Annotated in this window: 31 protein-coding genes; 19 read left to right on the forward strand and 12 right to left on the reverse strand. The window is 65.4% G+C overall.

The window, feature by feature from the left end; all coding sequences use genetic code 11:
• Nucleotides 1-45: 45 nt before the first annotated feature.
• Entirely contained in the window at nt 46-912 is an 867-nt protein-coding gene (locus AC2EAL_RS13105) for an MBL fold metallo-hydrolase (protein ID WP_484724667.1), read from the reverse strand.
• A gap of 57 nt (nt 913-969) precedes the next feature.
• Here AC2EAL_RS13105 and AC2EAL_RS13110 point away from each other — a divergent pair, with 57 nt between their 5' ends.
• Nucleotides 970-2,277 (forward strand): ATP-binding protein, encoded by a 1,308-nt coding sequence (locus AC2EAL_RS13110; protein WP_484724668.1) that lies wholly within the window; start codon nt 970-972, stop codon nt 2,275-2,277.
• On the opposite strand, the gene AC2EAL_RS13115 is transcribed toward AC2EAL_RS13110, so the two are convergent.
• Complete coding sequence (locus AC2EAL_RS13115) at nt 2,278-2,766, reverse strand: CAP domain-containing protein (RefSeq protein WP_484724669.1); 489 nt, start codon at nt 2,764-2,766, stop codon at nt 2,278-2,280.
• A gap of 216 nt (nt 2,767-2,982) precedes the next feature.
• On the opposite strand from AC2EAL_RS13115, the gene AC2EAL_RS13120 reads away from it, so the two are divergent.
• Nucleotides 2,983-3,600: a CDP-alcohol phosphatidyltransferase family protein gene (locus AC2EAL_RS13120; protein ID WP_484724670.1), complete on the forward strand. Its 618-nt coding sequence runs from the start codon at nt 2,983-2,985 to the stop codon at nt 3,598-3,600.
• Here AC2EAL_RS13120 and AC2EAL_RS13125 read toward each other — a convergent pair.
• Nucleotides 3,597-4,763: an FAD-binding domain-containing protein gene (locus tag AC2EAL_RS13125; RefSeq protein WP_484724671.1), complete on the reverse strand. Its 1,167-nt coding sequence runs from the start codon at nt 4,761-4,763 to the stop codon at nt 3,597-3,599. The genes AC2EAL_RS13120 and AC2EAL_RS13125 overlap by 4 nt on opposite strands.
• Nucleotides 4,764-4,919: 156 nt before the next feature.
• On the opposite strand from AC2EAL_RS13125, the gene AC2EAL_RS13130 reads away from it, so the two are divergent.
• The 5 genes from AC2EAL_RS13130 (at nt 4,920) to AC2EAL_RS13150 (ending at nt 8,348) form a co-directional block, all read left to right on the forward strand.
• Nucleotides 4,920-5,552, forward strand: a complete 633-nt coding sequence (locus tag AC2EAL_RS13130; protein ID WP_137112483.1) for an ATP-dependent Clp protease proteolytic subunit — start codon at nt 4,920-4,922, stop codon at nt 5,550-5,552.
• Nucleotides 5,553-5,681: 129 nt separating this feature from the next.
• On the forward strand, nt 5,682-6,944 hold the full coding sequence (clpX, locus tag AC2EAL_RS13135; protein ID WP_484724672.1) for an ATP-dependent Clp protease ATP-binding subunit ClpX: 1,263 nt from the start codon (nt 5,682-5,684) through the stop codon (nt 6,942-6,944).
• 120 nt (nt 6,945-7,064) lie between these two features.
• The gene (locus tag AC2EAL_RS13140; protein WP_484724673.1) at nt 7,065-7,439 is read left to right on the forward strand and encodes an NADH:ubiquinone oxidoreductase subunit NDUFA12; all 375 of its coding nucleotides are present in this window, start codon (nt 7,065-7,067) and stop codon (nt 7,437-7,439) included.
• A 13-nt stretch (nt 7,440-7,452) separates the two neighbouring features.
• Nucleotides 7,453-7,935: an outer membrane lipid asymmetry maintenance protein MlaD gene (gene mlaD, locus AC2EAL_RS13145; RefSeq protein WP_484724674.1), complete on the forward strand. Its 483-nt coding sequence runs from the start codon at nt 7,453-7,455 to the stop codon at nt 7,933-7,935.
• Complete coding sequence (locus AC2EAL_RS13150) at nt 7,932-8,348, forward strand: DUF2155 domain-containing protein (RefSeq protein ID WP_484724675.1); 417 nt, start codon at nt 7,932-7,934, stop codon at nt 8,346-8,348. The genes mlaD and AC2EAL_RS13150 overlap by 4 nt, the downstream gene beginning before the upstream one ends.
• Here the strand turns inward: AC2EAL_RS13150 and aat are convergent.
• The 3 genes from aat to accB all read right to left on the reverse strand — a co-directional run bounded on the left by aat (nt 8,270) and on the right by accB (nt 10,884).
• The gene (gene aat / locus AC2EAL_RS13155; RefSeq protein WP_484724975.1) at nt 8,270-8,893 is read right to left on the reverse strand and encodes a leucyl/phenylalanyl-tRNA--protein transferase; all 624 of its coding nucleotides are present in this window, start codon (nt 8,891-8,893) and stop codon (nt 8,270-8,272) included. The two genes, AC2EAL_RS13150 and aat, sit on opposite strands and share 79 nt — an antisense overlap.
• A 133-nt stretch (nt 8,894-9,026) precedes the next feature.
• Nucleotides 9,027-10,373, reverse strand: coding sequence for an acetyl-CoA carboxylase biotin carboxylase subunit (accC, locus tag AC2EAL_RS13160; protein ID WP_484724676.1), 1,347 nt, complete (start codon nt 10,371-10,373; stop codon nt 9,027-9,029).
• A gap of 13 nt (nt 10,374-10,386) precedes the next feature.
• On the reverse strand, nt 10,387-10,884 hold the full coding sequence (accB, locus tag AC2EAL_RS13165; RefSeq protein WP_484724677.1) for an acetyl-CoA carboxylase biotin carboxyl carrier protein: 498 nt from the start codon (nt 10,882-10,884) through the stop codon (nt 10,387-10,389).
• Between the two features lie 251 nt (nt 10,885-11,135).
• On the opposite strand from accB, the gene AC2EAL_RS13170 reads away from it, so the two are divergent.
• The 4 genes from AC2EAL_RS13170 (at nt 11,136) to AC2EAL_RS13185 (ending at nt 14,992) form a co-directional block, all read left to right on the forward strand.
• Nucleotides 11,136-12,455 (forward strand): NAD(P)-dependent oxidoreductase, encoded by a 1,320-nt coding sequence (locus AC2EAL_RS13170; RefSeq protein WP_484724678.1) that lies wholly within the window; start codon nt 11,136-11,138, stop codon nt 12,453-12,455.
• Between the two features lie 66 nt (nt 12,456-12,521).
• A complete protein-coding gene (locus AC2EAL_RS13175) occupies nt 12,522-13,052 on the forward strand; it encodes a DedA family protein (RefSeq protein ID WP_484724679.1) in 531 nt (176 codons plus the stop codon).
• 63 nt (nt 13,053-13,115) lie between these two features.
• Nucleotides 13,116-14,414, forward strand: coding sequence for an NAD-dependent dihydropyrimidine dehydrogenase subunit PreA (gene preA, locus AC2EAL_RS13180; RefSeq protein ID WP_484724680.1), 1,299 nt, complete (start codon nt 13,116-13,118; stop codon nt 14,412-14,414).
• Nucleotides 14,411-14,992 (forward strand): uridine kinase family protein, encoded by a 582-nt coding sequence (locus AC2EAL_RS13185; RefSeq protein ID WP_484724681.1) that lies wholly within the window; start codon nt 14,411-14,413, stop codon nt 14,990-14,992. The genes preA and AC2EAL_RS13185 overlap by 4 nt, the downstream gene beginning before the upstream one ends.
• Here the strand turns inward: AC2EAL_RS13185 and AC2EAL_RS13190 are convergent.
• The 4 genes from AC2EAL_RS13190 to AC2EAL_RS13205 all read right to left on the reverse strand — a co-directional run bounded on the left by AC2EAL_RS13190 (nt 14,989) and on the right by AC2EAL_RS13205 (nt 17,459).
• Nucleotides 14,989-15,288: a hypothetical protein gene (locus AC2EAL_RS13190; RefSeq protein WP_484724682.1), complete on the reverse strand. Its 300-nt coding sequence runs from the start codon at nt 15,286-15,288 to the stop codon at nt 14,989-14,991. The genes AC2EAL_RS13185 and AC2EAL_RS13190 overlap by 4 nt on opposite strands.
• 174 nt (nt 15,289-15,462) lie before the next feature.
• Nucleotides 15,463-16,074, reverse strand: a complete 612-nt coding sequence (locus AC2EAL_RS13195) for a TetR family transcriptional regulator C-terminal domain-containing protein (protein WP_484724683.1) — start codon at nt 16,072-16,074, stop codon at nt 15,463-15,465.
• Between the two features lie 273 nt (nt 16,075-16,347).
• The gene (locus AC2EAL_RS13200) at nt 16,348-16,800 is read right to left on the reverse strand and encodes a heme-degrading domain-containing protein (protein ID WP_484724684.1); all 453 of its coding nucleotides are present in this window, start codon (nt 16,798-16,800) and stop codon (nt 16,348-16,350) included.
• A gap of 11 nt (nt 16,801-16,811) precedes the next feature.
• Nucleotides 16,812-17,459, reverse strand: coding sequence for a TetR family transcriptional regulator C-terminal domain-containing protein (locus AC2EAL_RS13205; RefSeq protein WP_484724685.1), 648 nt, complete (start codon nt 17,457-17,459; stop codon nt 16,812-16,814).
• A gap of 120 nt (nt 17,460-17,579) precedes the next feature.
• Between AC2EAL_RS13205 and AC2EAL_RS13210 the strand changes: the two genes are divergently transcribed.
• Complete coding sequence (locus tag AC2EAL_RS13210; protein ID WP_484724686.1) at nt 17,580-18,830, forward strand: Zn-dependent hydrolase; 1,251 nt, start codon at nt 17,580-17,582, stop codon at nt 18,828-18,830.
• Nucleotides 18,831-19,045: 215 nt separating this feature from the next.
• On the forward strand, nt 19,046-20,497 hold the full coding sequence (gene hydA, locus AC2EAL_RS13215) for a dihydropyrimidinase (RefSeq protein ID WP_484724687.1): 1,452 nt from the start codon (nt 19,046-19,048) through the stop codon (nt 20,495-20,497).
• Here the strand turns inward: hydA and AC2EAL_RS13220 are convergent.
• On the reverse strand, nt 20,494-20,889 hold the full coding sequence (locus AC2EAL_RS13220) for a cupin domain-containing protein (protein ID WP_484724688.1): 396 nt from the start codon (nt 20,887-20,889) through the stop codon (nt 20,494-20,496). The two genes, hydA and AC2EAL_RS13220, sit on opposite strands and share 4 nt — an antisense overlap.
• 33 nt (nt 20,890-20,922) lie before the next feature.
• Nucleotides 20,923-21,063, reverse strand: a complete 141-nt coding sequence (locus AC2EAL_RS13225) for a hypothetical protein (protein WP_484724689.1) — start codon at nt 21,061-21,063, stop codon at nt 20,923-20,925.
• 125 nt (nt 21,064-21,188) lie between these two features.
• Between AC2EAL_RS13225 and AC2EAL_RS13230 the strand changes: the two genes are divergently transcribed.
• From AC2EAL_RS13230 to AC2EAL_RS13255, 6 genes are all read left to right on the forward strand, one after another.
• Nucleotides 21,189-21,980: an ABC transporter ATP-binding protein gene (locus AC2EAL_RS13230; RefSeq protein ID WP_484724690.1), complete on the forward strand. Its 792-nt coding sequence runs from the start codon at nt 21,189-21,191 to the stop codon at nt 21,978-21,980.
• Between the two features lie 36 nt (nt 21,981-22,016).
• Nucleotides 22,017-22,352 carry a hypothetical protein gene (locus tag AC2EAL_RS13235; protein ID WP_484724691.1) on the forward strand — a complete coding sequence of 112 codons (336 nt, stop codon included), beginning with the start codon at nt 22,017-22,019 and terminating at the stop codon, nt 22,350-22,352.
• Nucleotides 22,349-23,215, forward strand: a complete 867-nt coding sequence (locus AC2EAL_RS13240; RefSeq protein WP_484724692.1) for an ABC transporter permease — start codon at nt 22,349-22,351, stop codon at nt 23,213-23,215. The genes AC2EAL_RS13235 and AC2EAL_RS13240 overlap by 4 nt, the downstream gene beginning before the upstream one ends.
• A complete protein-coding gene (locus AC2EAL_RS13245) occupies nt 23,212-24,057 on the forward strand; it encodes an ABC transporter permease (protein WP_484724693.1) in 846 nt (281 codons plus the stop codon). The genes AC2EAL_RS13240 and AC2EAL_RS13245 overlap by 4 nt, the downstream gene beginning before the upstream one ends.
• A 38-nt stretch (nt 24,058-24,095) precedes the next feature.
• Nucleotides 24,096-25,076, forward strand: a complete 981-nt coding sequence (locus tag AC2EAL_RS13250; RefSeq protein WP_484724694.1) for an ABC transporter substrate-binding protein — start codon at nt 24,096-24,098, stop codon at nt 25,074-25,076.
• Between the two features lie 162 nt (nt 25,077-25,238).
• The gene (locus tag AC2EAL_RS13255) at nt 25,239-25,793 is read left to right on the forward strand and encodes an outer membrane protein (protein ID WP_484724695.1); all 555 of its coding nucleotides are present in this window, start codon (nt 25,239-25,241) and stop codon (nt 25,791-25,793) included.
• The last annotated feature ends 14 nt before the right edge of the window (nt 25,794-25,807 follow it).

Below are 25,807 nucleotides of genomic sequence, written 5' to 3' on the forward strand. Positions count from 1 at the left end.
GGCCGGGGGCGGCAAGGGGCTAGATCGGGGAAAATGCACGGGCGGTCAGGACAGCGAAAACCGGGCTTCCGGATGCAGCGAGGGATGCGCGCTGACCAGGTTTCTGGATGCCAGATCAATGAGATGCGCGAGCACATTGCGGGCGGCGGCTGCAAGTAGGTGGCGTGGCGTGTCGGCATAGATCCGCAGCGTCAGCTCACCCACACTCACGGGGCCATCGGCCAGCGCGGCAAGGATCTGCCCCTCTCGACCCCGGCGATGGGCGACCAGTTCGGCCAGCCTGCGGTCCGGATCGGCAATCGGATCGCCGTGGCCGGGCAGAAACCGGGCCCACGCGGTCCCCGCCAGCTGCTGCAGCGATGCCATGTAGGCCCCCATGTCGCCATCAGGCGGCGAGACGATGGTGGTCGACCAGCCCATCACATGATCGCCGGAAAACAAGGTTTCGCCAAGGGCCAGGCACAGATGGCCCCCTAGGTGCCCCGGCGTGTGGATGGCTTGCAGCGACCAGTCCGGTCCGTCCAGCGTCGCGGCGTCCGGCAAGGGATGATCGGGGGCAAAGCTGCGGTCCAGACCCTCGCCATGGTCGGGCAGGTCGGGGGCAAGACGTGCCATCACCGGGCTGCGTCCCGCAGTTGCGCCGCCGAAGGCATGCACAGGCGCGCCGGTCGCTGCCGCCAGACGGGGGGCAAGGGCCGAATGGTCCAGGTGGGCGTGGGTAACGATGATCCGCTCGATCCGCTGGCCCGGGCCGACCGCCGCCAGGATCGCCGCCAGATGCGACGCGTCGTCCGGTCCGGGGTCGATCACTGCCAGGCCGGTGGACCCGACCAGCCAGGTGTTGGTCCCGGCCCCGGTCAGGGGCGAAGGGTTCGGGGCCAGAAGGCAGCGGATCGGCGGGTCCTGGGTCATGCGGGGTCCGGAGGGATGGCTTTCCAATAGGGCAGGGGGCGGTTAGGCTGGTCGGCGATGTCGGTCCTGCAACGTATCCTTCCCAGGGGCCTTTACGGCCGCGCGGCGCTGATCCTGATCGTGCCGATCCTGGCCATTCAGCTGGTGTTTTCCACCGAGTTCATCCAGCGCTTCTATGAAGACGTGACCCGGCAGATGACGCAAGGGGTGGCGATCGACCTGCGCTTCCTGATCGACGAAATCGCGGCCAGCCCTTCGCTGGCGGCTGCCGAACAGCGGGTGACGCCGCTGGCGTCGGCGCTGGAGATCACCCTGACTCTTCCGGCGGGCGCGGATGCGCCGCTCGCGGACCGCAAGAACCGGATCGATCTATCGGGGGACACGATCATTGCCACCCTGCGCGACCGGCTGCCGGAACTGGTCGCCGTCGATCTGACCGGGGAAAACCGCATCGTCAACCTGCGCTTCGACACGGCCCTTGGCCCGGTGCAGGCCGAAGTCAATCGACGGCGGATGTCGGCGGCGAACCCGCACCAGCTGATTGTGCTGATGGTCTTTGCCTCCGTGCTGCTGACGGTCGTCGCCTACTATTTCCTGCGGCGGCAGTTGCGCCCGATCACCAAGCTGGCCGAAGCGGCCGAGGCCTTCGGCAAGGGCCGGACTGTGAAATACCGGCCGCGCGGCGCGCTGGAAGTGCGGGCGGCCGGTCGGGCGTTTCTGGACATGCGCGCCCGGATCGAGCGGCAGATCGAACAGCGGACACTTATGCTGTCCGGGGTCAGCCACGACTTGCGTACGCCCTTGACCCGTATGCGGCTTGCGCTGTCGCTGATGCCCGAGGATGCCGAGGTCGCCGCCCTGCAGGCCGATGTCGTGCAGATGGAGCGCATGGTCGACGAATTCCTGGCCTTCGTACGGGGCGACGCGATGGAGGTGGACGAATCCACCGATGTGGTGGCGCTGCTCGAGGGTCTGGCCACGCGGACCGGCGTGCCGCTCGTGTCCGTCGAAGGCGAGGCCGAGGCCGTGATGCTGCGGCCCCAGGCCATCCTGCGCGCGGTCGAGAACCTGGTCAGCAATGCGCAGCGCTATGGCCGGAAGGTCGAGCTGCGGCTGGTCTTCCAGGACCGCAGCCTGCGGATCATGGTCGAGGACGACGGGCCAGGCATTCCGGCGGAACGCCGGGAAGAGGCGCTGCGTCCCTTCACCCGGCTTGAAGCCTCACGCGATCCGAACCGTGGGGCGGGGGTCGGGCTTGGCCTGTCGATCGCTGCGGACATCGCACTTAGCCACGGTGGGGCCTTGCGGCTGTCCGACAGCGAAACCCTGGGCGGGCTGAAGGCGGAACTGGTGATCGCGCGCTGATTACTTCGACGCGCCGACCACGATGATCCAGTGCAGCTTGTTGTCCGGGGCCGGGCTGACTGCGATGCCGACGCCCACTTCACGCGCCTTGCGCAGAAGGATGTTGTCCTTGTGCTTCGGCGAATTCATCCACCATTCCACCGCGCGCTTGCCGCTGGCAAAGCCGCGGCCCGTGTTCTCGGCAGCGGTGCGGAAGGAATAGCCGGCCTTGCGCAGGCGGGTCTTCAGCGTGCCGCCATCCGACGAGGTGTGGCTGATCGATTTCCGCTTGGCGTTGTCGCAGGCATGGCCCTGCGCCGCCTTATCGAGCTTTGCCGACAGAACCAGCGCGGGCAGGCCGCGGGCCTTGCGCTCGGCGTTCAGGTGGCTCAGCAGTTCCTTCTGCATCGCATCGGAACCGGATGGAATCGAGCATCCGGCCTGGGCGGCAGATCCCAGGCAAAGCAAGGCCGCTGCGGCCAAAGCCGCATAGGTCGTACGTCGCAGCATGTGATGTCCCCAAAAAAAGTGGCGCAACTAACCGATCACAGAACAGTGGGGCCGGATTCGGGCGGAATGTGGCGCAAATAGTGAAATATGCGAGAACCGGAGAGTGCGCACTCATCCTAAAGGCGAGTAGGCGGCAGCTTGCCGGTCGATTCCGCGCAAACGTGACTTTTCTTGCCGATGGCAAGGCGAAAAGATGCCGAAAACCGAGGGGGACGCATGCTGGACGGGTTGATGCGCGGGGTGATCGATGCGCCGCTGAACCGGGGCGGGCGCTGGCTTGCGGCCCGGGGCGCCTCGGCCGACATGGTGACGCTGGCCGGTCTGGCGCTGGGTCTGGCGGCGGCGGGGCTCATCTGGGCGGGCGGCTCGGGCCTATGGGTGGCGCTTCTCCTGCTGTCGGGTCGTGTTGCCGACGGTCTTGACGGCGCGGTGGCCCGGGCGGGGGGCAAGACCGACTTCGGCGGCTATCTCGACATCGTCTGCGACTTCCTTTTCTACGGTGCGGTGCCGCTGGCCTTTGTCCTGCGCGACCCCGATGCAAATGCCGTCGCAGGGGCCTTCCTTCTGTTCAGCTTCTACGTCAACGCCACGACGTTCCTTGGCTATGCGATCCTGGCCGAAAAGCACGGCCTGCAGACCCGCAGCCGGGGCGAGAAATCGCTCTATTTTACCGCCGGGCTCATGGAGGGCACCGAGACGATCCTCTGCTTCCTGATCCTCGCGCTTTGGCCCGGGCTTTTCGTGCCCTTGGCCTGGACCTTCGGCGCGCTGTGCCTGGTGACCGCAGCGGCCCGTGTCGCCTTGGCCGCACGGACCTTCCGCGAGGGACGCTAGCCCATCACCGCCTCGCGAAAGCGGAAGAAGCCATGCGTCGCATGCGGCCAGGCCTGCCGGTCATGCTCGCGCAGGACGCGGACCAGCGTGATCCCGCGCGGCTCGGCCAGGCGCGCCAGGTCGGCCAGGGCAGAGGCCAACGGCCCCGTCGGAGCATAGGCGGTGACGATCTGCTTCAGGCCTTCGGCCTCGGCCAGGTCCAGGAGGGCCGTCAGGTCCCCGGCACCGAACCGCAGCGCCCCAGGTGCCCCAAGCCGCGTCAGCGCATCGTCAATCGCCGCAGCGGTAAAGCACTGCACCCTGTCCGCCACGGCCAGGGGCGAGCGGCCCGCCACGCAGGACAGAACCGCAACCGCCTTGGGGCGAAGCCCTTGATCCAGCAGGAATTCCGGGCTCAGGTCTTCTTCGGTAAGCAGCAGCAGGCTTGGCGCGGTCAGGTCCAGACTCTCGCCCTGTGGAGCGGGGCGGGGCGCGGGCGAGGGCGGCAGCGGCAGGGCAGGGGCCTCCATGGCCAACCCCTCGGGCCGGAACCGCCCCCGCGTGTTCAGCGCGATGTTCTCGGCGGTCGCCAGATAGGTCTTGCCCGGCGTATGCAGCCCCGCCACCCAGCGCCAGGACAGCGTGTTCGACGCGGGGTCCCCATCGATCAAATGGCGCAGGAAGAAATCCGCCCCTAATTCCCACGGCAGCCGCAGGGTGAAAATCCAGATCGAGGCAAACCACATCCGGGCGTGGTTGTGCAGGTATCCCGTCGTGACCAGCTCCTGTGCCCAGTCGTCGAACCCCTCGATCCCGGTTTCCCCCAGCATCGCCGCCTCGGCCCGGGCGGCCAGGCCCGGCTCTGCCGCCAGCCGGTTCAAGGCCACCTGCACCCCCTGCCCGTAGGCAGTCCAGATCCCCGGTCGCAACTCGAGCCAACCCTTCCAGTAGGTCCGCCACCAGACCTCGGCCAGGAACTTCTCGGCCCCGCGGGGATGGGCGCGCAACACTGCGTCGATCACCTCGGCCTCGGTCACCAGCCGATGCCGCAGCCAGGGCGACAGCACCGACACATGCGGGTGCCCGGGCAGATCCAGATTGCGCAGAGCGGCATAGTCGCGGCCCGCGCGGGGCAGGAAATCGGTCAGGCGGTCAAGGCCCGCAGCGCGGCTCGGTATGAACATGACCGGGGTTTAGGGCAGCACACCCCCGTTTCAAGCCCGCACCAGCGCAGACCCAAATCGCAGGGGGGTGCCCTTGCAGCCCCCGTTCCACCTCACTAAGACTCTGGCAATACATTCGACGATATTCCTCGAACGACTGAACAGAGGCAGGCACCGATGCGCGATCCCGTTGACCACTACATGAACACGCTCGTCCCCATGGTCGTCGAACAGACGAGCCGGGGTGAACGCGCCTACGACATCTTCAGCCGGATGCTCAAGGAACGGATCATCTTCCTGGGCGGCCCCGTGCACGACGGCATGTCCAGCCTGATCTGCGCCCAGCTTCTGTTCCTTGAATCGGAGAACCCGACCAAGGAAATCTCGATGTACATCAACTCGCCCGGCGGCGTGGTGACCTCGGGTCTCTCGATCTACGACACGATGCAGTACATCCGCCCCAAGGTCTCGACCCTGGTGATCGGGCAGGCGGCGTCGATGGGCTCGCTTCTTCTCACCGCCGGCGAAAAGGGCATGCGCTTCAGCCTCCCGAACTCTCGCGTCATGGTTCATCAACCTTCGGGCGGCTATCAGGGCCAGGCGACGGACATCATGATTCATGCCCGCGAGACCGAGAAACTGAAGCGGCGCCTGAACGAGATCTACGTGAAGCACACCGGCAACGATTACGAGACTGTCGAGGCCGCGCTGGAACGCGACAACTTCATGTCGGCCGAGGATGCCAAGGCCTGGGGTCTGATCGACCAGATCCTGGAAAGCCGTGGAAAGGCCGACGATACGTCGAAATGACGCCCCTTTTACCTTCGATTTTCCCGTTGGGTTTTTCGGATTGTGGTGCCTTGGGGGTTGGCCTAAACTTACCCACAAGGCACCGGCCCTGCGGCGCGGGGACTTGGTTGCAAAGTTAGAGGACTGCGGATGGCGAACAACAGCGGTGGCGATAGCAAGAACACCCTCTACTGCTCGTTCTGCGGCAAGAGCCAGCATGAAGTACGCAAGCTGATCGCGGGTCCGACCGTCTTCATCTGCGACGAATGTGTCGAACTCTGCATGGACATCATCCGCGAGGAGACGAAGACCACCGGTCTCAAATCCTCGGACGGCGTGCCCACCCCCCGCGAAATCTGCAAGGTGCTGGACGACTACGTCATTGGCCAGATCCACGCCAAGCGCGTGCTCTCGGTCGCGGTCCACAACCACTACAAGCGGCTGAACCATTCCTCGAAGAACGACATCGAGCTGTCGAAGTCGAACATCCTGCTGATCGGCCCGACGGGCTGCGGCAAGACGCTGCTCGCGCAGACGCTCGCCCGCATCCTGGACGTGCCCTTCACCATGGCCGACGCCACCACGCTGACCGAAGCGGGCTACGTTGGTGAAGACGTCGAAAACATCATCCTCAAGCTGTTACAGGCGTCCGAGTATAACGTCGAACGCGCGCAACGCGGCATCGTCTACATCGACGAGGTCGACAAGATCACCCGCAAGTCCGACAACCCCTCGATCACCCGCGACGTTTCGGGTGAGGGCGTGCAGCAGGCGCTGCTGAAGATCATGGAAGGCACCGTGGCCTCTGTCCCCCCGCAGGGCGGTCGCAAGCATCCGCAGCAGGAATTCCTGCAGGTGGACACCACGAACATCCTCTTCATCTGCGGCGGCGCCTTTGCGGGTCTGGAAAAGATCATCGCGCAGCGCAACAAGGGGTCGGGCATCGGCTTCGGCGCCGATGTGAAGGGCCCGGAAGAGCGGACCGTAGGTGAGCTTTTCAAGGAGCTGGAGCCTGAGGATCTGCTGAAATTCGGCCTGATCCCGGAATTCGTCGGCCGTCTGCCGGTGATCGCCACGCTGACCGACCTTGATGAGGCGGCGCTCGTCACCATCCTGACCGAACCGAAGAACGCGCTGGTCAAGCAGTACCAGCGCCTGTTCGAGATCGAGGGGGTCAAGCTGACCTTCACCTCGGACGCGCTTACCGCCATCGCCAAGCGCGCGATCAAGCGCAAGACCGGCGCGCGGGGCCTGCGCTCGATCATGGAGGACATACTTCTGGATACCATGTTCGAACTGCCAGGCATGGACGGGGTCGAGGAAGTGGTCGTCAAGGACGAAGCTGTGAATTCGGGCGCGAAGCCGATGCTCGTCTACACCGAGACCAAGAAGAAGGAACCGGTGAAGGCCTGAGCGCCCGAAACCTGCAAGCCAAGGGCGGGCTTCGGCCCGCCTTTTCTTTTGATTGGCCTCGCCCCTAGACCTCGCCCCGGGTTTCGGCCATATCAGGGGCAATCGAACCGGAGACCGCCCATGTACTTCCTCAAGCGCCTCTTGACCTGGTGGAACAGCCAGACGATCGGCACCCAGATCTTCACCAGCCGCAAGGGCGTGAAGGTGGGCGAGGATGAGGCGGGGAACGTCTTTTACCAGACCCGCGACGGCAAGAGGCGCTGGGTGATCTACAACGGCGAGATGGAGGCCTCCCGCGTCTCGCCCGACTGGCACGGCTGGCTGCATTACACCTGGGACGAGCCGCCGACCAAGCAGCCCTTGAAGCACAAGTCCTGGGAAAAACCGCATCAGGAGAACCTGACCGGCACCGAGGCGGCTTACGTGCCCCCGGGCTCGATCCGCCGCGCCGAGCCGGTCGCCCGGCGCGACTACGAGGCCTGGCAGCCCGAGTAATGGCGCCCCGGTGATGGCATACGAGCGCGCAGAAATCCTGGCAGGCGCAGCGGTGCTGGCGGTTGCTGCCGCCTTCACCTTCTACGCGGCGCGGGGCGCGGGTCTTGGGGCCGAGGCCGACAGCTATCCCCTGACCGCAAGCTTCCGGTCGGTCGAAGGCATCAGCGTCGGCGCCGATGTGCGTCTGGCCGGCGTCAAGGTCGGCACCGTGACCGACCTGCGGCTGAACCCCGAGACATTCTTCGCCGACGCCACCATCACCATGCGCAAGGACGTCGCCGTCCCGGTCGATTCCACGATCCTGATCTCGTCCGAGGGCCTTCTCGGCGGCAACTTCGTCGAGGTCCAGCCCGGCGGCGCGTTGGAGAACCTGGAACCCGGTGGCGAGATCGAGGATACGCAAGGAGCCGTCAGCCTGATCACGCTCCTTATGAAATTCGCCGGGGGCGGCGGTGAAGGCGATACCGCAGCAACCGACGAGACGACGACGCCATGAGGGCGCTTATCCTCGCGCTCGCCCTGGCGCTGCCGGCCCAGGCGCAGGAGCAGGAACCGGCCACGGGCCCAGAGTTCAGCGACTCCGACGGTGCCTCGCTGCGTTTCCTCGACAAGCTGACCAGCGAAACCGGCGATGTGACGCTGTCAGTCGGCCAGTCGGCCAAGTTCGGGCGGTTGGTGGTGCAACTCGACAGCTGCCGCTATCCGACCGGCAACCCGTCCTCGGATTCCGAGGCGCATCTGACGATCACCGTCGAGGCTAACGAAACCCCGCTGTTCGATGGCTGGATGCTGGCCTCCGCACCCGCGCTCTCGGCGCTGGACCATCCGCGCTATGACGTCTGGGTGCTGACCTGCGTCCTGCCGGAAGCGGCCCCCACAGACGCGACCGACCCGGCCGAAGGTGAATAACCCGCCGGGCTGAACTCGGCGGTCTCGCCCAAGGCCTCGGCCAGCTGCCGGTGATATTCAGCCCGCGCGATCTCGACGCCGCCGAGGCTCGCCAGATGCGGGGTCAGAAACTGGGTGTCAAACAGCCGGAATCCCCCGGCGCGCAGCCGATGCACGGCAAAGGCCAGCGCCACCTTCGACGCATCCGTCCGGCGGGAAAACATGCTTTCCCCAAAGAAAGCCGCCCCCAGCGTGACGCCATAGACCCCGCCAACCAGCGCCTCGCCGTCCCAGACCTCTATGCTGTGGGCAAAGCCCAAGCTGTGCAGCTGGACATAAAGCCGCTGGATGCGCTGGCTGATCCAGGTCTCGCCCCGGTCCGCACAGGCCTCGACCACCGCCTCGAAGGCCTGATCCACCGTCACGCGGAACTGCCCCGACCGGATGCGCCGCGCCAGCTTGCGCGAGATGTGGAACCCCTCCAGCGGCAACACGCCCCGGCGGCGCGGGTCGACCCAGTGGATCTCCGGGTCGTCGCGGCCATCGGACATCGGAAAGATGCCCATCGCATAAGCGCGCAGCAGGATTTCCGGAGTGATCTCGTCGGCCGTCCCGTGCACCGCAAAATCCTTCGAAGGATTTTGCAAAAGTTTTCGAAAACTTTTGCGGTGAGGCGCCCAAAGCGGGCGCCCCTTCAGATCAAGAGAACTGCTTTTCCAGCCACTTTTCCAGCCAGTGGATGTTGTATTCGCCGTTCTGGATATCCGGCTCGGCCAGAAGCATGTGGAACAGTGGGATCGAGGTGTCGATGCCGTCGATGATCAGCTCGCTCAGCGCCCGCTTCAGCCGGGCCAAAGCCTCGGGCCGGTCGCGACCGTGGACGATCAGCTTGCCGATCAGGCTGTCGTAATAGGGCGGGATGCGGTAGCCGTCGTAGATCGCAGAATCCATCCGCACGCCCAGACCGCCCGGCGCGTGGAACTGGGTGATCCGGCCGGGGCAGGGGCTGAAGGCCGGGATCTTCTCGGCATTGATCCGGACCTCGATGCAGTGGCCGTTGATTTCCAGCTCATCCTGGCTGAACGACAGGTCCATCCCCGCCGCCACGCGGATCTGTTCGCGCACCAGGTCCACGCCGAAGATGCCTTCGGTGACCGGGTGTTCCACCTGCAGACGGGTGTTCATCTCGATGAAGTAGAACTTGCCGTCCTCGTACAGGAACTCGATGGTACCCGCGCCGATATACTTCAGCTTTTTCATTGCGTTGGCGCAAATCATGCCGATCTCGGACCTGAGCTTCGGCGTGATCACTGGGCCGGGGGCTTCCTCGAACACCTTCTGGTGGCGGCGCTGCAGGGAACAGTCGCGCTCGCCCAGATGCACCGCGCCGCCCTTGCCGTCGCCGAAGACCTGGATCTCGATGTGACGCGGCCTCTGGAGGTATTTCTCCATATAGACTTCGTCGTTGCCGAAGGCGTTCTTCGCCTCGGACCGGGCGGTGCGGAAGGCGATCTCAAGCTCTTCGGCGTTCTTCGCGACCTTCATCCCGCGCCCGCCGCCGCCAGCGGTGGCCTTGATGATGACCGGATAGCCGATGTCCTCGGCGACCGTCTTCGCAGTCTCGAAATCAGGAACACCGCCGTCCGAGCCCGGGACAACCGGAATGCCAAGCTCCTTGGCGGTAACCTTGGCGGTGATCTTGTCGCCCATGATGCGGATGTGTTCCGCATTGGGGCCGATGAAGGTGATGCCGTGGTCTTCCAGCGCCTGGGCGAAGGCCGCGTTTTCCGACAGGAAGCCATAGCCCGGATGCACGGCTTGCGCCCCTGTGATCTCGCAGGCCGAGATGATCGCGGCCTTGGACAGGTAGCTGGACGAGGATGGCGCGGGCCCGATGCAGACGGATTCGTCGGCCATGCGGACATGCATCGCATCGGTATCGGCGGTGGAATGCACGGCGACCGACTTGATCCCCATTTCCTGGCAGGCCCGGATCACGCGCAGCGCGATCTCACCCCGGTTGGCGATCAGGATTTTATCGAACATGGGTTCCCGCCCCTTATTCGATGATCAGCAGAGGGGCGCCGTATTCGACCGGATGGCCGTCCTCGACCAGGATGCGCTTCACCGTGCCCGCCTTGGGCGCGGGGATGTGGTTCATCGTCTTCATGGCCTCGATGATCAGGACGGTCTGGCCTTCCGTGACCTGCGCGCCCACAGTCACGAACGGCGAAGCGCCGGGCTCGGCGGCGAGGTAGACCGTGCCGACCATCGGCGAGGTGACGGCGCCGGGGTGCTGGGCCGGGTCTTCCGGCGCGGCGGGGGCGGCAGCCGGGGCCGCAGCAGCAGCCGGGGCCGCAGCAGGAGCAGCATAGGACACCGGGGCAGGGGCCGCGGCAACCGTCACCACATTTGCCTGCTTGACGACGCGGACCTCCAGGCTGTCGTCCTCGCCATATTCCCGCTTCACCGACAGTTCGGTCAGGTCGTTCTTGTTCAGAAGCTCGGCCAAAGCCGAGATGAAGGCGACGTCGGTGTCGGTGTTCTGCTTGCTCATCGGGTCCTCTGTTCTTCTCTGCCCTGGGCGCGTGCGGGTTGGCCGCAAGGCCCCCCGCAGTCTGGTATTGGGCGCTTATACGCGACCCTGCCGGGGCTGAAAAGCCGCGAAAGCGCGGGTGACGCCGGTCCGCCTGCCTGGAAAACGGGCAGGCCTGCGAAAAACTGCGGGTCAAGAAAATTTACCGTTTGATAAAATTTCTGACCTGTGCCAGCCTTTGCCAAACGATAAGCCAGGGAGGCCCCCAGCCCATGTCGAACAGCCCGCTGACGCCCGGAATTGTCCCCGGCCGCCTGTCCCCTGACGCCTATGCCAGGAACTTCGCCGACCATGAACCGGCGCTTGACCGGCATGAGGCACAGGTCGCCGCCGACCGCTGCTACTTCTGCCATGACGCGCCCTGCATCACGGCTTGCCCCACATCCATCGACATCCCGCTCTTCATCCGCCAGATCGCGACCGGCACGCCCGAAGCGGCCGCCACCACGATCTGGAGCCAGAACATCCTCGGCGGCATCTGCGCCCGGGTCTGCCCGACCGAGACGCTTTGCGAAGAGGCCTGCGTCCGCGAGGCGGCCGAGGGCAAGCCGGTGGAAATCGGCCGGTTGCAGCGGTTTGCCACCGACACCGCGATGGCCAAGGGCCTGCACCCCTTCACCCGCGGCGCGCCCACCGGCAAGCGCGTGGCTGTCGTCGGCGCGGGGCCTGCGGGCCTCGCCTGCGCCCATCGCCTTGCCATGCACGGCCATGACGTCGTGATCTTCGAACGCCGCGCCAAGGCCGGGGGCCTGAACGAATACGGCATCGCCAGCTACAAGGCGACCGGCGGTTTCGCGCAGAAGGAGGTCGACTGGCTTCTGTCCATCGGCGGGATCGAGATCCGGAACGGCGTGGAACTTGGCCGCGACATCAGCCTGGACCAGTTGCAGGCCGATTATCACGCCGTCTTCCTCGGCATCGGCCTTGCGGGCGTCAACGCGCTCCGGGCCGAGGGCGAGGACAAGCAGGGCGTCCGCGACGCGGTCGACTTCATCGCCGAGCTGCGCCAGACCGCTGACCTGTCGAAACTGCCCATCGGGCGCGACGTCGTGGTCATCGGGGGCGGCATGACCGCCGTCGACGCGGCTGTGCAGTCCAAGCTTCTGGGTGCCGAGAACGTCACCATCGTCTACCGCCGCGGCCAGGAAAAGATGTCCGCCTCGGGCTACGAACAGGACCACGCCGTCCAGACCGGCGTCCGGATCATCCACAACGCCGCCCCGGTTCGGGTCATTGGTAACGGCCACGCCGAAGCCGTGGAATTCGCCTATACTCAGGACGGGCCGAACGGCCTGACGCTATCGTCCGAGACCTTCACCCTGAAGGCCGACCAGGTGTTCAAGGCCATCGGCCAGACCCTGACCGGTGCCCCCGACAGCCTGCCGGTTGCGGGCGGCAAGTTCAGCGGGGCCTCGGGCAAGGTCTGGGTCGGCGGCGACTGCGCGGCGGGGGGCGAGGATCTGACCGTCACCGCCGTCGCCGAAGGCCGCGATGCCGCCGAGGCGATCCACCTGGCGCTGACGGGGGCCTGATGGCCATGCAATCCCCTTGCCTTCGTCCATGGGCCGGGCCAGAAGGGGCGCCGGAAAGGGCCTCCCGTGGAAGCATTCGCCGCAGACATCATCGCCTTCATCGAACAGAACCAGGGCTGGTTTCCGGTCATCATGGTGCTGTTTGCGGCTGCCGAGACCACGGCCTTCCTGTCGATCCTCATCCCCTCGACCCCCGTGCTGGCCGCCGTCGGCGCGCTGGCCGCGACCGGGGCCCTGTCGTTCTGGACGCTCTGGATCGGCGCCACCATCGGCGCGCTGATCGGGTCGACCTTCAGCTACTGGCTGGGACGCCGCTACGGGACGCATGTCCTGACCATGCGGCCCCTGCGCGATCATCCCGACTGGGTGGCAAAGGCGCAAGCCTCGTTCGACAGGTACGGGCCGGTGACGATCCTGATCGGGCATTTCACCACCGTGTTCCGTCCCGTCGTCTTCCTCATGGCCGGGATGAGCGGGATGAGCTTCCCGCGCTTTGCCTTCTGGAATGTGATAGGCTGCGTCGCATGGGCCTTCATCGTCCCGAAGCTCGGCCAGTATGGCGGCGATCTGATCGGCTGGATCTGGTCGCTCTTCTAAGCCGCGGTGGGCGTGTCGCCCACCCTACCCAGTCCTTCCCAGCATTCGCCAAGGAGGCATCCCATGGCTAGTCTCGCGTCCAATTTCATCGGCATCAAGTCACCGAACCCGTTCTGGCTGGCCTCGGCCCCGCCGACCGACAAGAAGTACAACGTCGAGCGCGCCTTCGAGGCGGGCTGGGGTGGCGTCGTGTGGAAGACGCTCGGCGCCGAAGGCCCGCCCATCGTCAACGTCAACGGCCCGCGCTACGGCGCGATCTGGGGGGCGGACCGCCGCCTTCTGGGCCTGAACAACATCGAACTGATCACCGACCGCCCGCTGGAGGTGAACCTCCAGGAGATCAAGGAGGTCAAGCGCAAGTGGCGCGACCGCGCGCTGGTGATTTCCCTGATGGTTCCGTGCGAGGAGGACAGCTGGAAGGCGATCCTCAAGCAGATCGAGGATACCGAAGCCGACGGGGTCGAGCTCAACTTCGGCTGCCCGCACGGCATGGCCGAACGCGGCATGGGCTCGGCCGTGGGCCAGGTGCCGGAATACATCGAGATGGTGACCCGCTGGGTCAAGCAGTACTCCCGCATGCCCTGCATCGTGAAGCTGACGCCGAACGTCACCTCGATCCTGCCGCCCGCGATGGCGGCGAACCGGGGCGGCGCGGATGCGGTCAGCCTCATCAACACCGTGAAGTCGATCACCAATGTCGACCTCGACCACTTCTCGCCCTTCCCGATGATCGACGGACGCGGCAGCCACGGCGGCTATTGCGGCCCGGCGGTCAAGCCCATCGCGCTGAACATGGTGGCCGAGATCGCGCGGCACGAGGAAACCCGCGGCCTGCCGATCAGCGGCATCGGCGGCGTCACCACCTGGCGCGATGCGGCCGAGTTCATGGCGCTTGGCGCGGGCAACGTTCAGGTCTGCACCGCCGCCATGACCTACGGCTTCAAGATCGTGCAAGAGATGATCTCTGGGCTCTCGCAATACCTCGACGAAAAGCAGATGTCGCTCGACAGCCTTATCGGCCGCGCCGTGCCGAACTTCGTCGAATGGCAGCACCTGAACCTGAACTACGTCACCAAGGCGCATATCAACCAGGACGACTGCATCAAGTGCGGGCGCTGCTATGCCGCCTGCGAAGACACCAGCCACCAGGCGATCGCGATGTCGGCGGACCGCACCTTCACCGTGAAGGACGAGGAATGCGTGGCCTGCAACCTCTGCGTCAACGTCTGCCCGGTCGACAACTGCATCACCATGGTGCCGATGGCCAAGGGCTCGGTCGATCCGCGCACCGGCAAGGTGGTGGGTGACTACGCCGACTGGACGACGCACCCGAACAACCCGTCGGCCCAAGCGGCGGAGTGAGCGTCACCCAGGTCGACCGGGCCGCAGCCCTGATCAATGAAGCGACCCGGCGGCATTCCGGGCCGCTTGTCGTTGCAATCGACGGGCGCAGCGGCTCGGGCAAGTCGACCCTCGCATCGGCCCTGGCGGAACGGCTATCTGCCACTGTGATCGAGGGGGATGATTTCTACGCCGGTGGCACCGGGATCAAGGGCGACCCGGCGCCGTCCCGCGCCGAACGCTGCATCGACTGGCGGTCCCAGCGCCGTGTGCTGCAGGCCCTGCGATCCGGACGGGCGGGCCACCACCACGCCTTTGACTGGGATGCCTTCGACGGCTCTCCAAGGTCCGAGGCGACCCTGATCCAGCCCGCGCCAATCCTCATTCTGGAAGGGGTCTATTCTGCGCGGCCGGAACTCCGCGATCTTCTGGACGTGACAATCCTCGCCACTGTCCCGGACAGTGTCCGGCATGCCCGCCTGATCGCCCGCGAAGGCGAAATCGGGCCATGGGAAATCCAGTGGCACGAGGCCGAAGACTGGTACTTTGCCAAGGATGCACAGCCCGCGGCCTTCGACCTGATCCTGGACCTGAGTTAAGGCAACGGCAGCGGGTTCATCCCTGCGGCCCTGCTGGCGCTGATATAGGCCTCGCGCGCGGCGATGGCGGCGGCGCGGGCCTGGTCGGCGGGGTGGTGGTCGGCTTCCCGTTCCGCCAGCTGCACCGAGACCTGGGCCGCCATCCCCGATGGCGACTGCACCGCGTCCCGGCGCAGGGTTTCGGCTACGGGGCGGGCGCTTGCCGCAGCAGGCGCAGTGACGGTTCGGTCCGCAGCCGGTGGCTGGGACGGTTGCTGGATCGGCTGTTGCGATCGAACGGCAGTAATCAGGTCCATGGCATGACCCCCAAAGTTGACCCCCTGAAACCTGAAGATACCGCAAGAACCGTTAAGCGGCACGCAGGAAGTGCCTAAAATCCGATCCAGTCGGAAAGAACCTTTCCGGAAGGTTAACGAAATTCAGCAAGATATTGTAATGGATATAGAATCCGGAAATGTCCACGGTGGACATCAGGGCTGAAGCAGCCGGGTGAACAGCGTCTCCAGGAAGCCCCCCGCCTCGGCAAAGGGGTCGTGCCCCGGCCCCAGCACCGCGCGGACCTGGACATCGAAGTCGGCGTAATGCTGGGTCAGCGCCCAGATCGAGAAGACCAGATGCACCGGATCGACCCGCGCGATGCGGCCCTCATCCATCCAACGGGTCAGGACGGTGGCCTTCTCCTCGACCAGCCGCCGCAGGTCCCCCTCGATCGCCTCGCGCATCCGGGGCGCGCCTTGCAGGATTTCTCCCGCAAACAACCGGCTTTCCCGGGGGTAGTCGCGCGCGAGGTCCAGCTTGCGGCGGACATAGGCCAGGATTTCCTGCAGGGGCTCGCCCTTCGGGTCCATCGCCCGCAGAGGGTCAAGCCAGGTGTCCAGAAGCCCGGTCAGCAGGGCCGTGTGTACCTCTTCCTTCGAGGGGAAATAATACAACAGGTTCGGCTTCGACAGCCCCGCGCCCTCGGCGATCTGGTCCAGCGTCGCGCCCCGGAACCCGTGCAGCGAGAACACCTCCAGCGCCGCGTCCAGGATCAGCTCGCGGTTCTTTTGCTGGATGCGGGAACGGGGACGGGGCGCGCTCATGGTCCGGTCTTGCAATTGACGGACCCATTGGATAGCGCGCCCCGAACGCCGAGGTCAAATCATTCGCCGCTCCGCCAGCCCCGGCGCCGCGTGACGGCTCACCGCTTACTGGACGGCCTGCATGATGCCCCAGGGCACCAGCGTGAACATCGCGACAATGATCAGAAGTGACCGCTTGAGGCCTGCGAACATCGGTGTCTCCCTGGTTGTTGTCCGGAAGACGTAGGACTGGCCCGCCACCCCGCAAGAGCCTGCGGTGAACCGACGCAGGCGCTAGCCCGCCATCAGCGCCCGCAAGCCCCGCACGACCAGCTTGTGATCCTCGACCTGCGGCAGGCCCGAGACTGTGGCAACCGCCACCACCCCCAGGCCCGTGACCCGGATCGGCACCGCGCCCCCGGCCTCGGCATAGTCCTCGGACGGCAACCCATGCCGCGCCAGGCCCTCATCCTTGGCTGCCAGCCTGCGCCCGACCAAGAGAGAGGGCAGCTGGAACATCAGCGCCGTGTTCGACTTCCTCCGGGCCCAGCGGTCGTTCAGGGGTGCCGAGCCGGGCAGCCCCGCGTGAAACAGCGTGCGGTCGGCGGTGCGGATGTCGATGACCACCGGCAGGTCCTGGGCCAGGGCCAGGTCGACCAGGATCTGCCCCAGCCGCAGCGCTGCCAGTTCGTCGAACACGGGCAGGGTCAGCCCCGCGAACTCCGCTTCCAGCTCTGCCAGTTCCATTCCCATCCCCCTCAGATCGCCCCGATTCCGCGCAGGACCATGGTCTTGACGCTGGCCTTGGCCTCGGCCCATTCCCGGTCCGACAAGGGCTTGCCGTCGTTCAGGGTCTGGATCTGGTGGCCGAAGTCCGCATAGTGCTGCGTCGTGGCCCACAACATGTACATCAGGTGCCTCGGGTTTACCGGGGCCATCTTTCCCTCGTCGATCCAGCGCTGGATCACTGCAATCCGGCCATCCGTCCAATCGCGCAGCGTCGTCTCCAGATAGTCCTGGATCACCGGCGCGCCGTGCATCACCTCGGACGCCCAGACCTTGGAGCCATAGGGATGCGTCCGACTGATGTCCATCTTGGCGTCGATATAGGCGCCGATGCCTTCCACCGGCCCCGGGGCGTCGTCAAAGCTCGACGCCGCGTCCAGCCAGATCTCGAAAATCTGCTGCACCACGCGGCGGTAGAGGTCCTCTTTCGTGGCAAAGTAGTAATGCAGGTTCGCCTTCGGCAGCCCCGCCATGTCGGCGATCAGCTGCATCGTGGCCCCGCCGAATCCGGCTTCGGCAAAGACCTTCTCGGCCGCCTCCAGGATGGCCCGCTCATTCTCGCGCCGGATATCCGTGCGACGGCCGGGCTTCAGGCGGGAAATCTGGGCGTCGCCGCTCATGGTGCCTTTGATTTTCGTTGACCGAATGGTCAGGTTGTGGTCGCCTTCACCTTGACCATACGGTCAGGAAATGAGTCGCGGCAAGGGGCAGCATGGTCCCGCCGTTTCGGGGAGCAAGCGATGCCAGCCACCGGGGACAACCTGAGGATCGATCCTGCGCGCCTGTGGGACTCGCTGGAAGAGATGGCCAAGATCGGCCCCGGCATCGCGGGCGGCTGCAACCGGCAGACCCTGACCGACGCGGACAGCGAAGGCCGGCACCTTTTCAAGCGCTGGTGCGAGGCGGCGGGCATGTCGATGGGCGTCGACACGATGGGCAACATGTTCGCCACCCGTCCAGGGACGGACCCTTCGGCGCTGCCGGTCTACATGGGCTCGCATCTCGACACCCAGCCGACGGGGGGCAAGTATGACGGCGTCCTCGGCGTCCTTGGTGCGCTGGAGGTCGTGCGCACGCTGAACGACATGGGTGTGAAGACCAAGCACCCGATCGTTGTGACGAACTGGACCAACGAAGAGGGCGCGCGCTTTGCCCCGGCGATGCTCGCTAGCGGTGTGTTCGCGGGCATTCATACCGAGGAATACGCCAAGTCCCGCAAGGACCTCGACGGCAAGCTTTTCGGCGAGGAAATGGCCCGCATCGGCTGGGTTGGCGACGAGAAGGTCGGCGCGCGAAAGATGCACGCGATGCTAGAGCTGCATATCGAGCAGGGCCCGATCCTGGAGGCCGAGGGCAAGGACATCGGCGTCGTGACCCACGGCCAGGGCCTCTGGTGGCTGGAGATCACACTAACCGGCAAGGACGCCCACACCGGCTCGACGCCCATGAACATGCGGGTGAATGCGGGCCTCGGGATGGCGCGGATCACCGAACGCGTCCACCAGATCGCGATGAGCCACCAGCCGAACGCAGTGGGCGCGGTGGGGCAGGTAAAGGTCTTCCCGAACTCGCGCAACGTGATCCCCGGCAAGGTGGTGTTCACGGTCGACATCCGCTCGCCCGAACAGGCGAAGCTCGACGCGATGAAGGCCGAAGTCATCCGCGCCGCCCATGCGGTGGCGAAGGAACTGGGCCTTGGGTGTGAGATCGAGGACGTGGGCCACTTCGACCCCGTCACCTTCGATCCGGGCCTTGTGAAGATCGTCCGCCAGTCCGCTGAAAAGCTGGGCTATTCCCACATGGACATCGTCTCGGGCGCCGGCCACGACGCCTGCTGGATCAACCGCGTCGCCCCCACGGTGATGGTGATGTGCCCCTGCGTGGACGGGCTGTCGCACAACGAGGCGGAAAAGATTTCTCCGGAATGGGCCGCGGCCGGGACGGATGTGCTCCTCCACGCCTGCCTTGAGGTGGCGGAGGTGGTGGGGTGAGTTTCTCTGGAGGACTGAATGAAGACGTGGTCAACCTCGGACGCGGGTGGCGCAACCTGCGGAAACTGTGGCTCAAAATATCAGAAGACTTACTGGCGTGCGCCGACAAGAGACAGTGATAGCTTCAACTGTTCGGTTTGTGGGGAAGAAATGGACAGCTGGAATTCTACTCGAGTGCCGCAGTACGAGCTGATTGAGAAGGGAAGGGTGCAGGAATGACCACCATCATCAAGAACGGCACCGTCGTCACAGCCGACCTCACCTACAAGGCCGATGTGCGGGTGGAGAACGGGGTGATCACCGAGATCGGGCAGGGCCTCAAGGGCGGGACCGAACTCGATGCGACCGGCTGCTATGTCATGCCCGGCGGGATCGACCCGCATACGCATCTCGAGATGCCCTTCATGGGCACATACTCGGCGGATGACTTTGAAAGCGGCACGCGGGCGGCGCTGAGTGGCGGGACCACGATGGTCGTCGACTTCATCCTGCCGGGCCAGGGCCAGGACCTGATGGATGCGGCCAAGGTCTGGTCGAACAAGTCCACCCGCGCGACCTGCGATTATTCCTACCACATGGCCGTCACCTGGTGGGGCGAGAAGGTCTGGCAGGGCATCGAGGACTCGGCCAAGGCAGGGATCACCAGCTTCAAGCATTTCATGGCCTACAAGGGCGCGCTGATGGTGAACGACGACGAGCTCTTCAACTCCTTCCGCCGGGTGGGGGATGTGGGCGGCCTTGCCATGGTTCATGCCGAGAACGGCGATGTGGTGGCGGAACTGACGGCGAAGCTGCTGAAGGAAGGCAACACCGGCCCCGAGGGCCACGCCTACTCCCGCCCGCCGCAGGTGGAGGGCGAGGCCACAAACCGCGCGATCATGATTGCCGACATGGCCGGGGTGCCGCTGTATGTCGTCCACGTCTCTTGCGAGGACGCGCATGAGGCGATCCGCCGGGCGCGCCAGCAGGGCAAGCGGGTCTGGGGCGAGCCCTTGATCCAGCACCTGACGCTGGACGAGTCCGAATACTTCCACGCCGACTGGGACCACGCCGCCCGCCGGGTGATGTCTCCGCCCTTCCGCAACAAGCAGCATCAGGACAGCCTCTGGGCCGGTCTGATGTCGGGCAGCCTCTCGGTGGTGGCGACCGACCATTGCAGCTTCACGACCGAGCAGAAGCGCTATGGCCTCAAGGACTTCTCCAAGATCCCGAACGGGACGGGGGGCCTGGAGGACCGGATGCCGATGCTCTGGACTCACGGGGTGGGCACCGGCCGCCTGACGCCGAATGAATTTGTGGCCGTAACCTCCACCAATATCGCGAAAATCCTGAACTGCTACCCGAAGAAAGGGGCGGTGCTGGTGGGCGCGGATGCGGACCTGGTGGTCTGGGATCCGGAGAAGACCAAGACCATCACCTCGGGCAAGCAGCAGTCGAAGATCGACTACAACGTCTTCGAAGGCCACACCGTGAAGGGCCTGCCACGTTTCACCCTGACCCGCGGCCACGTGGCGATCCACGACGGCGAGGTGCGCACCAAGGAAGGCCACGGCAAGTTCGTCGCCCGCGAGGCCCGCCCCGCGGTCAACCGCGCCCTGACCCAGTGGAAGGACCTGACCGCCCCGCGCCCGGTGGAGCGGACGGGTATCCCGGCGACCGGCGTTTAAGGCACCAGATGCTCCAGCTCCGGCAACAGCACCACGCTTTCCTGCTCGTTCGGGTCGGTCCGGGCGATGACGGCCGTGCAGGGCTCGGGGCCGGGGTTGAAGGGAAGGTGGGGGGTGTCGGCGGGGATGTAGATCAGGTCGCCGGCCTCGGTCTCCATCCGGTTCTCCAGCCTGTCGCCCCAGTACATCACCGCCCGGCCCGTCAGCTGGTAGATCGCCGTTTCATGCGTCGCATGCTTGTGGGCCTTGGCCCGTCCACCCGGCGGGATCGTCAGAAGGTGCATGCAGATCGCCGTGGAACCCACTGTTTCCGCAGCGATTCCGGCATCGTAAGTGAAGCCCTGCTTCCCGGCATAGCGGTCGGCAGGGCGGATCTTGCGGCAGTCGGGCATGGTGAGTCTCCTTCCAAGGAAGGATACCACGCCTCACGGCTCCCCTTGCTCACTTTCCTCCTCGTCCCGCACGGGCGGGGCGAAAGCCACGACGGGGGCGTCGAAGTAGATCTCCTCCAGGTCCTCGGGCGCGGGGGCGAAGGCGAGGGTCGTCTGCGGGGTGGTGAAAAGCATGGCGGTCCTCCTCTCATCGGCCAAATGGGAAGGGCCGGACGGTCATCCAAGGGTCTCACGCCTGGGCAACGGGATTGTGAAGGCCGCACGGCGGAAGCGCGCCGCATGACAGAAGGGACGCAAGCGTGAAGGATAGTGTCAGCCAACCGGTGATCGAGGCCAAGGGGCTGAACCTGGTCTTCCAGACGGCGGACGGGCCGGTGCAGGCGTTGAAGGACGTGAACCTGACGATCAACCAGGGCGATTTCGTCAGCTTCATCGGGCCGTCGGGCTGCGGCAAGACCACGTTCCTGCGGGCCATCGCGGCGCTGGAGCATCCGACCTCGGGCACCCTGACGGTCAACGGGATGACCCCGGACGAGTCCCGCAGAAAGCGCGCCTATGGCTATGTCTTCCAGGCGGCGGGTCTGTATCCGTGGCGGACGATTGCCGGGAACATCAAGCTGCCGCTTGAGATCATGGGCTTTGACCGGGCCGAGCAGGACCGGCGGGTGGAGCGGGTGCTGGAGCTGGTGGAGCTCAAGGGCTTCGGCAAGAAGTTCCCCTGGCAACTGTCGGGCGGGATGCAGCAGCGCGCCAGCATCGCCCGGGCGCTGGCCTTCGACGCCGACATCCTGCTGATGGACGAACCCTTCGGTGCCCTTGATGAAATCGTCCGCGACCGGCTGAACGAGGAGACGCTGAAGCTTTGGGCGCGGACCGGCAAGACCGTGGGCTTTGTTACCCATTCGATCCCCGAGGCGGTGTATCTTTCCACCAAGATCGTCGTGATGTCCCCCCGTCCGGGTCGCATCACCGATGTCATCGACTCACCGCTGCCGAAAGAGCGGCCCCTGGACATCCGCGACAGCCGCGAGTTCATCGAAATTGCCCACCGGGTACGCGAAGGTCTGCGGGCAGGGCATCATGACGAATAGGGTCATCACACCCGGCGTGGGGCAGGGGGGCGGGCGATGACCCTGGCCACCTTCCTTTGGCTTTCGGCAGCCACGGTGGTGTTCGTCGCGGCCAACGGGGTGCTCAAGGTCTATGCGACCAAGGGCCAGCTGCCGATCCTGATCGGAGCGCTCGCGATGTTCTGCGTCGGCAACTGGATCATGGTGCAGGTGATGAAGGCCAACGGGCTGGGCCTCGCCATTGCCCTCTCGGCGATCTTCCAGCTGGTGGCGATCAGCGTCATGGCGATCTTCGTCTTTGGCGAGCGCCCCACGAGCCTGCAAATGGCTGGCATGGCGCTGGGTGTGGTTGCGGTCGCGATGATCGCCTGGCCGACGGGGGCGAAAGGATGAGCCGCGCGCTTCCCGTTCTCACCGTCCTCGCCGGGATCATCGTGATCTGGTACGCCGCCGCGGTCTGGATGAACTCCACCTGGGTCTATGACCAGGCCGACCGCGCCGGGACCACCGTTGCCTTCTCGGACATGGTCGCCCAGACGATGAACCAGGACCGACCGCTCCTCCCCCCGCCGCACCAGGTGGGGGCAGAGCTGTGGAAGGGCCTTTTCGGTCAGGCGATCACCTCGAAGCGGAGCCTCGTCTACCACGGCTTCGTCACCCTGCAGGGCACGATGATGGGCTTTGGCCTGGGGATTGTCACCGGGGTCCTGCTGGCCATGGCCATTGTCCGGTTCCGGGTGATGGACATGAGCGTGATGCCCTGGGCAATCATCAGCCAGACCGTGCCCATCGTGGCCCTGGCGCCGATGATCATCACGCTCTCCAGCCAGTTGGGCCTGGAGGGTCGCGATCTGCCGAAGGCGATCATTGCGGCCTATCTCTCGTTCTTCCCGGTCCTCGTCAGCATGGTGAAGGGCCTGCGCAGCCCCGACCAGATGCAGCTGGACCTCTTGAAGACCTATGGGGCCAGCGAAGGGGCGACCTTCCTGAAACTGCGCCTCCCGGCCTCGATGCCCTATTTCTTCGCCTCGCTGAAGGTGGCGGTGGCGGCAAGCCTGGTCGGGACGATCGTGGGTGAGCTGCCCACCGGTGCCATCGAGGGCCTCGGCGCGCGGATGCTGATCGGGTCGCAGTTCGGCGAGCCCCTGATCATGTGGGCAAGCCTCTTTGCCGCGGCAATCCTGGCGGGGCTTCTGATCGTGGCGGTGGGTATCGTCGAGCGGCTGGCAAAGGCCCGTATGGGGGCTCCGGCATGAGCGAGCTGTGGATCGCCCTGGTCGTTTGGCTCGTGCTTTGGGCACTGAATGTCTGGCTGGCGGGCAGCAGCGTCTCGCGCACCCGGGCCGGCAAAGCGCTGGTGCCGCTGATCTTCGGCGCGACGGTGCTGATCCTGTGGGAAGGCCTGGTGCGGGGCCTTGGCGTCGCCCCCGTAATCCTGCCCGCCCCCAGCGCAATCGCGGCCAAGATCGCCAGCGAACTGCCGACGCTGTGGATCGACTTCTCGCAGACCATCCTTAAGGGCGCGCTGCCGGGCTTTCTGATCGGGGCGGGCGCGGCCTTCCTGACCGCCATCGCCATCGACCGCAGCCCCTTCCTGCAGCGCGGCCTTCTGCCCATCGGCAACTTCGTCGCGGCGCTCCCCATCGTCGGCCTCGCCCCCATCCTGGTGATGTGGTTCGGCTTCGACTGGCAGTCCAAGGCCGCCGTCGTCGTGGTCATGGTCTTCTTCCCGATGCTGGTGAACATCGTGGCGGGGCTTCAGGCCAGCGAACGGATGCAGCGCGACCTGATGGCAACCTGGGGGGCGTCCTACCTGCAGACGCTGGTCAAGCTGCGCCTGCCCGCAGCGATGCCCTTCGTCTTCAACGGGCTGAAAATTGCATCGACTCTGGCACTGATCGGGGCCATCGTTGCCGAGTTTTTCGGCAGTCCGGTCTATGGCATGGGGTTCCGCATCTCGACCGAGGTGGGCCGGCTTGGCCTTGACATGGTCTGGGCCGAGATTGCGGTGGCGGCATTGGCGGGATCGGTCCTCTACGGGCTGGTTTCGCTGATCGAACGGTGGGTGACCTTCTGGCACCCTTCGCAACGGCATTAACCAAAGGCCCGCGATCGGGCCCAACATGGGAGACGGCAATGAAAAAACTGATCACGGCAGCGTTCCTTGCGGCAATGGCGACTAGCGCCAGCGCCGAGGACGTGAAGCTGCAGCTGAAGTGGGTGACCCAGGCGCAGTTCGCGGGCTACTATGTCGCGCAGGCCAAGGGGTTCTATGAGGAAGAGGGCCTGAACGTCACCATCCTGCCCGGCGGCCCGGACATCGCTCCGACGCAAGTTATCGCGGGCGGCGGCGCAGACGTCGTCATCGACTGGATGCCCTCGGCCCTCGCCGCGCGCGAAAAGGGCCTGCCGCTGGTGAACATCGCCCAGCCCTTCGCGTCCTCGGGCATGATGCTGACCTGCCTGGCCGAGACCGGGATCAAGGAGCCGAAGGATTTCGCCGACAAGACCCTGGGCGTCTGGTTCTTCGGCAACGAATACCCGTTCCTGTCCTGGATGTCGCAACTGGGGCTGGCGACCGATGGCTCGGCTGGTGGCGTGACGGTGCTGAAGCAGGGCTTCAACGTCGATCCTCTGCTGCAGAAGCAGGCGGCCTGCATCTCGACCATGACCTACAACGAATACTGGCAGGTGATCGACGCCGGGATCAAGCCCGAGGAGCTGGTGACCTTCAAGTACCAGGACATGGGCGTGGCGACGCTGGAAGACGGCCTCTATGTGCTTGAGGACCGCCTGGCCGACCCGGCCTTCCAGGAGACGATGGTCAAGTTCGTCCGCGCCTCGATGAAGGGCTGGAAGTACGCCGAGGCGAACCCGGATGAAGCCGCGATGATCGTGCTGGAGAATGACCAGACCGGCGCGCAGACCGAAGTTCACCAGAAGCGCATGATGGGCGAAGTGGCCAAGCTGACCGCGGGCTCGAACGGCGCGCTGGACGTGGCGGCGGCCGAAAAGACCGTGGCGACCCTGCTGGCGGGCGGCTCCGACCCGGTGATCACCAAGGCACCGGAAGGGGCCTGGACCAGCATGATCACCGACAAGGCGCTGGCGAACTAAGCCACCCACAGACCGCATTCGGGGTGCCGCCTGACCTGGGCGGCACCCTTTTGCATTTTTGCAACATTCCAGGGTTGTGCGATTCGGCCCGCACGGATGCTTTTTTAATTGGAATCCCAACATGGTAGTCGTTGAGAGAGGCAGTTTCATAAGGAGTGAAAAGTGAAAAAAGCTCTCTTGACGGTTGCGCTGGTCATGGCCGCTTCGGCTTCGTCGGCGCAGGACTGGACCGGGCCCTACGGCGGTCTCACCTTTGGGCGCGGCGCCGGTGACTTCGCGGTGACGGGCAGCACGGCCAGTGGCACCTATGACAGCGGCAGCATCGGTGGTCTGTTTGTCGGCTTCAATCTAGAGCGCAACGGCATGGTCTATGGTGCGGAACTGGCCTACCAGAATGCGGACCTTCCGAACCAGGGCTTCCCGGGGCAGGGCGTGGATCGCCTGATCGATGTGAAATCGCGGGTCGGTTTTGCGGCCGGGCCGTCCCTAGTCTATGGCGTCCTCGGCTACAGCAGCAACCGCGTCTTCGTTCCCGGCGCGACCTCGGAAGGCAGCGGGATTTCCTTCGGTATCGGCTACGACTACCAGATCAATGACATGTTCATCCTGGGCGGCGAATTCATGAGCCGGCAGATGGAGAACGACGCGACCTCATCGATCATCGGTGTGGAGCCGGACATCGGCAGCTTCGCCCTGCGTGCCGGCATCAAGTTCTGATCCCGAAGCCTGCA

The sequence above is a fragment of the Tabrizicola sp. T74 genome (assembly GCF_057219935.1).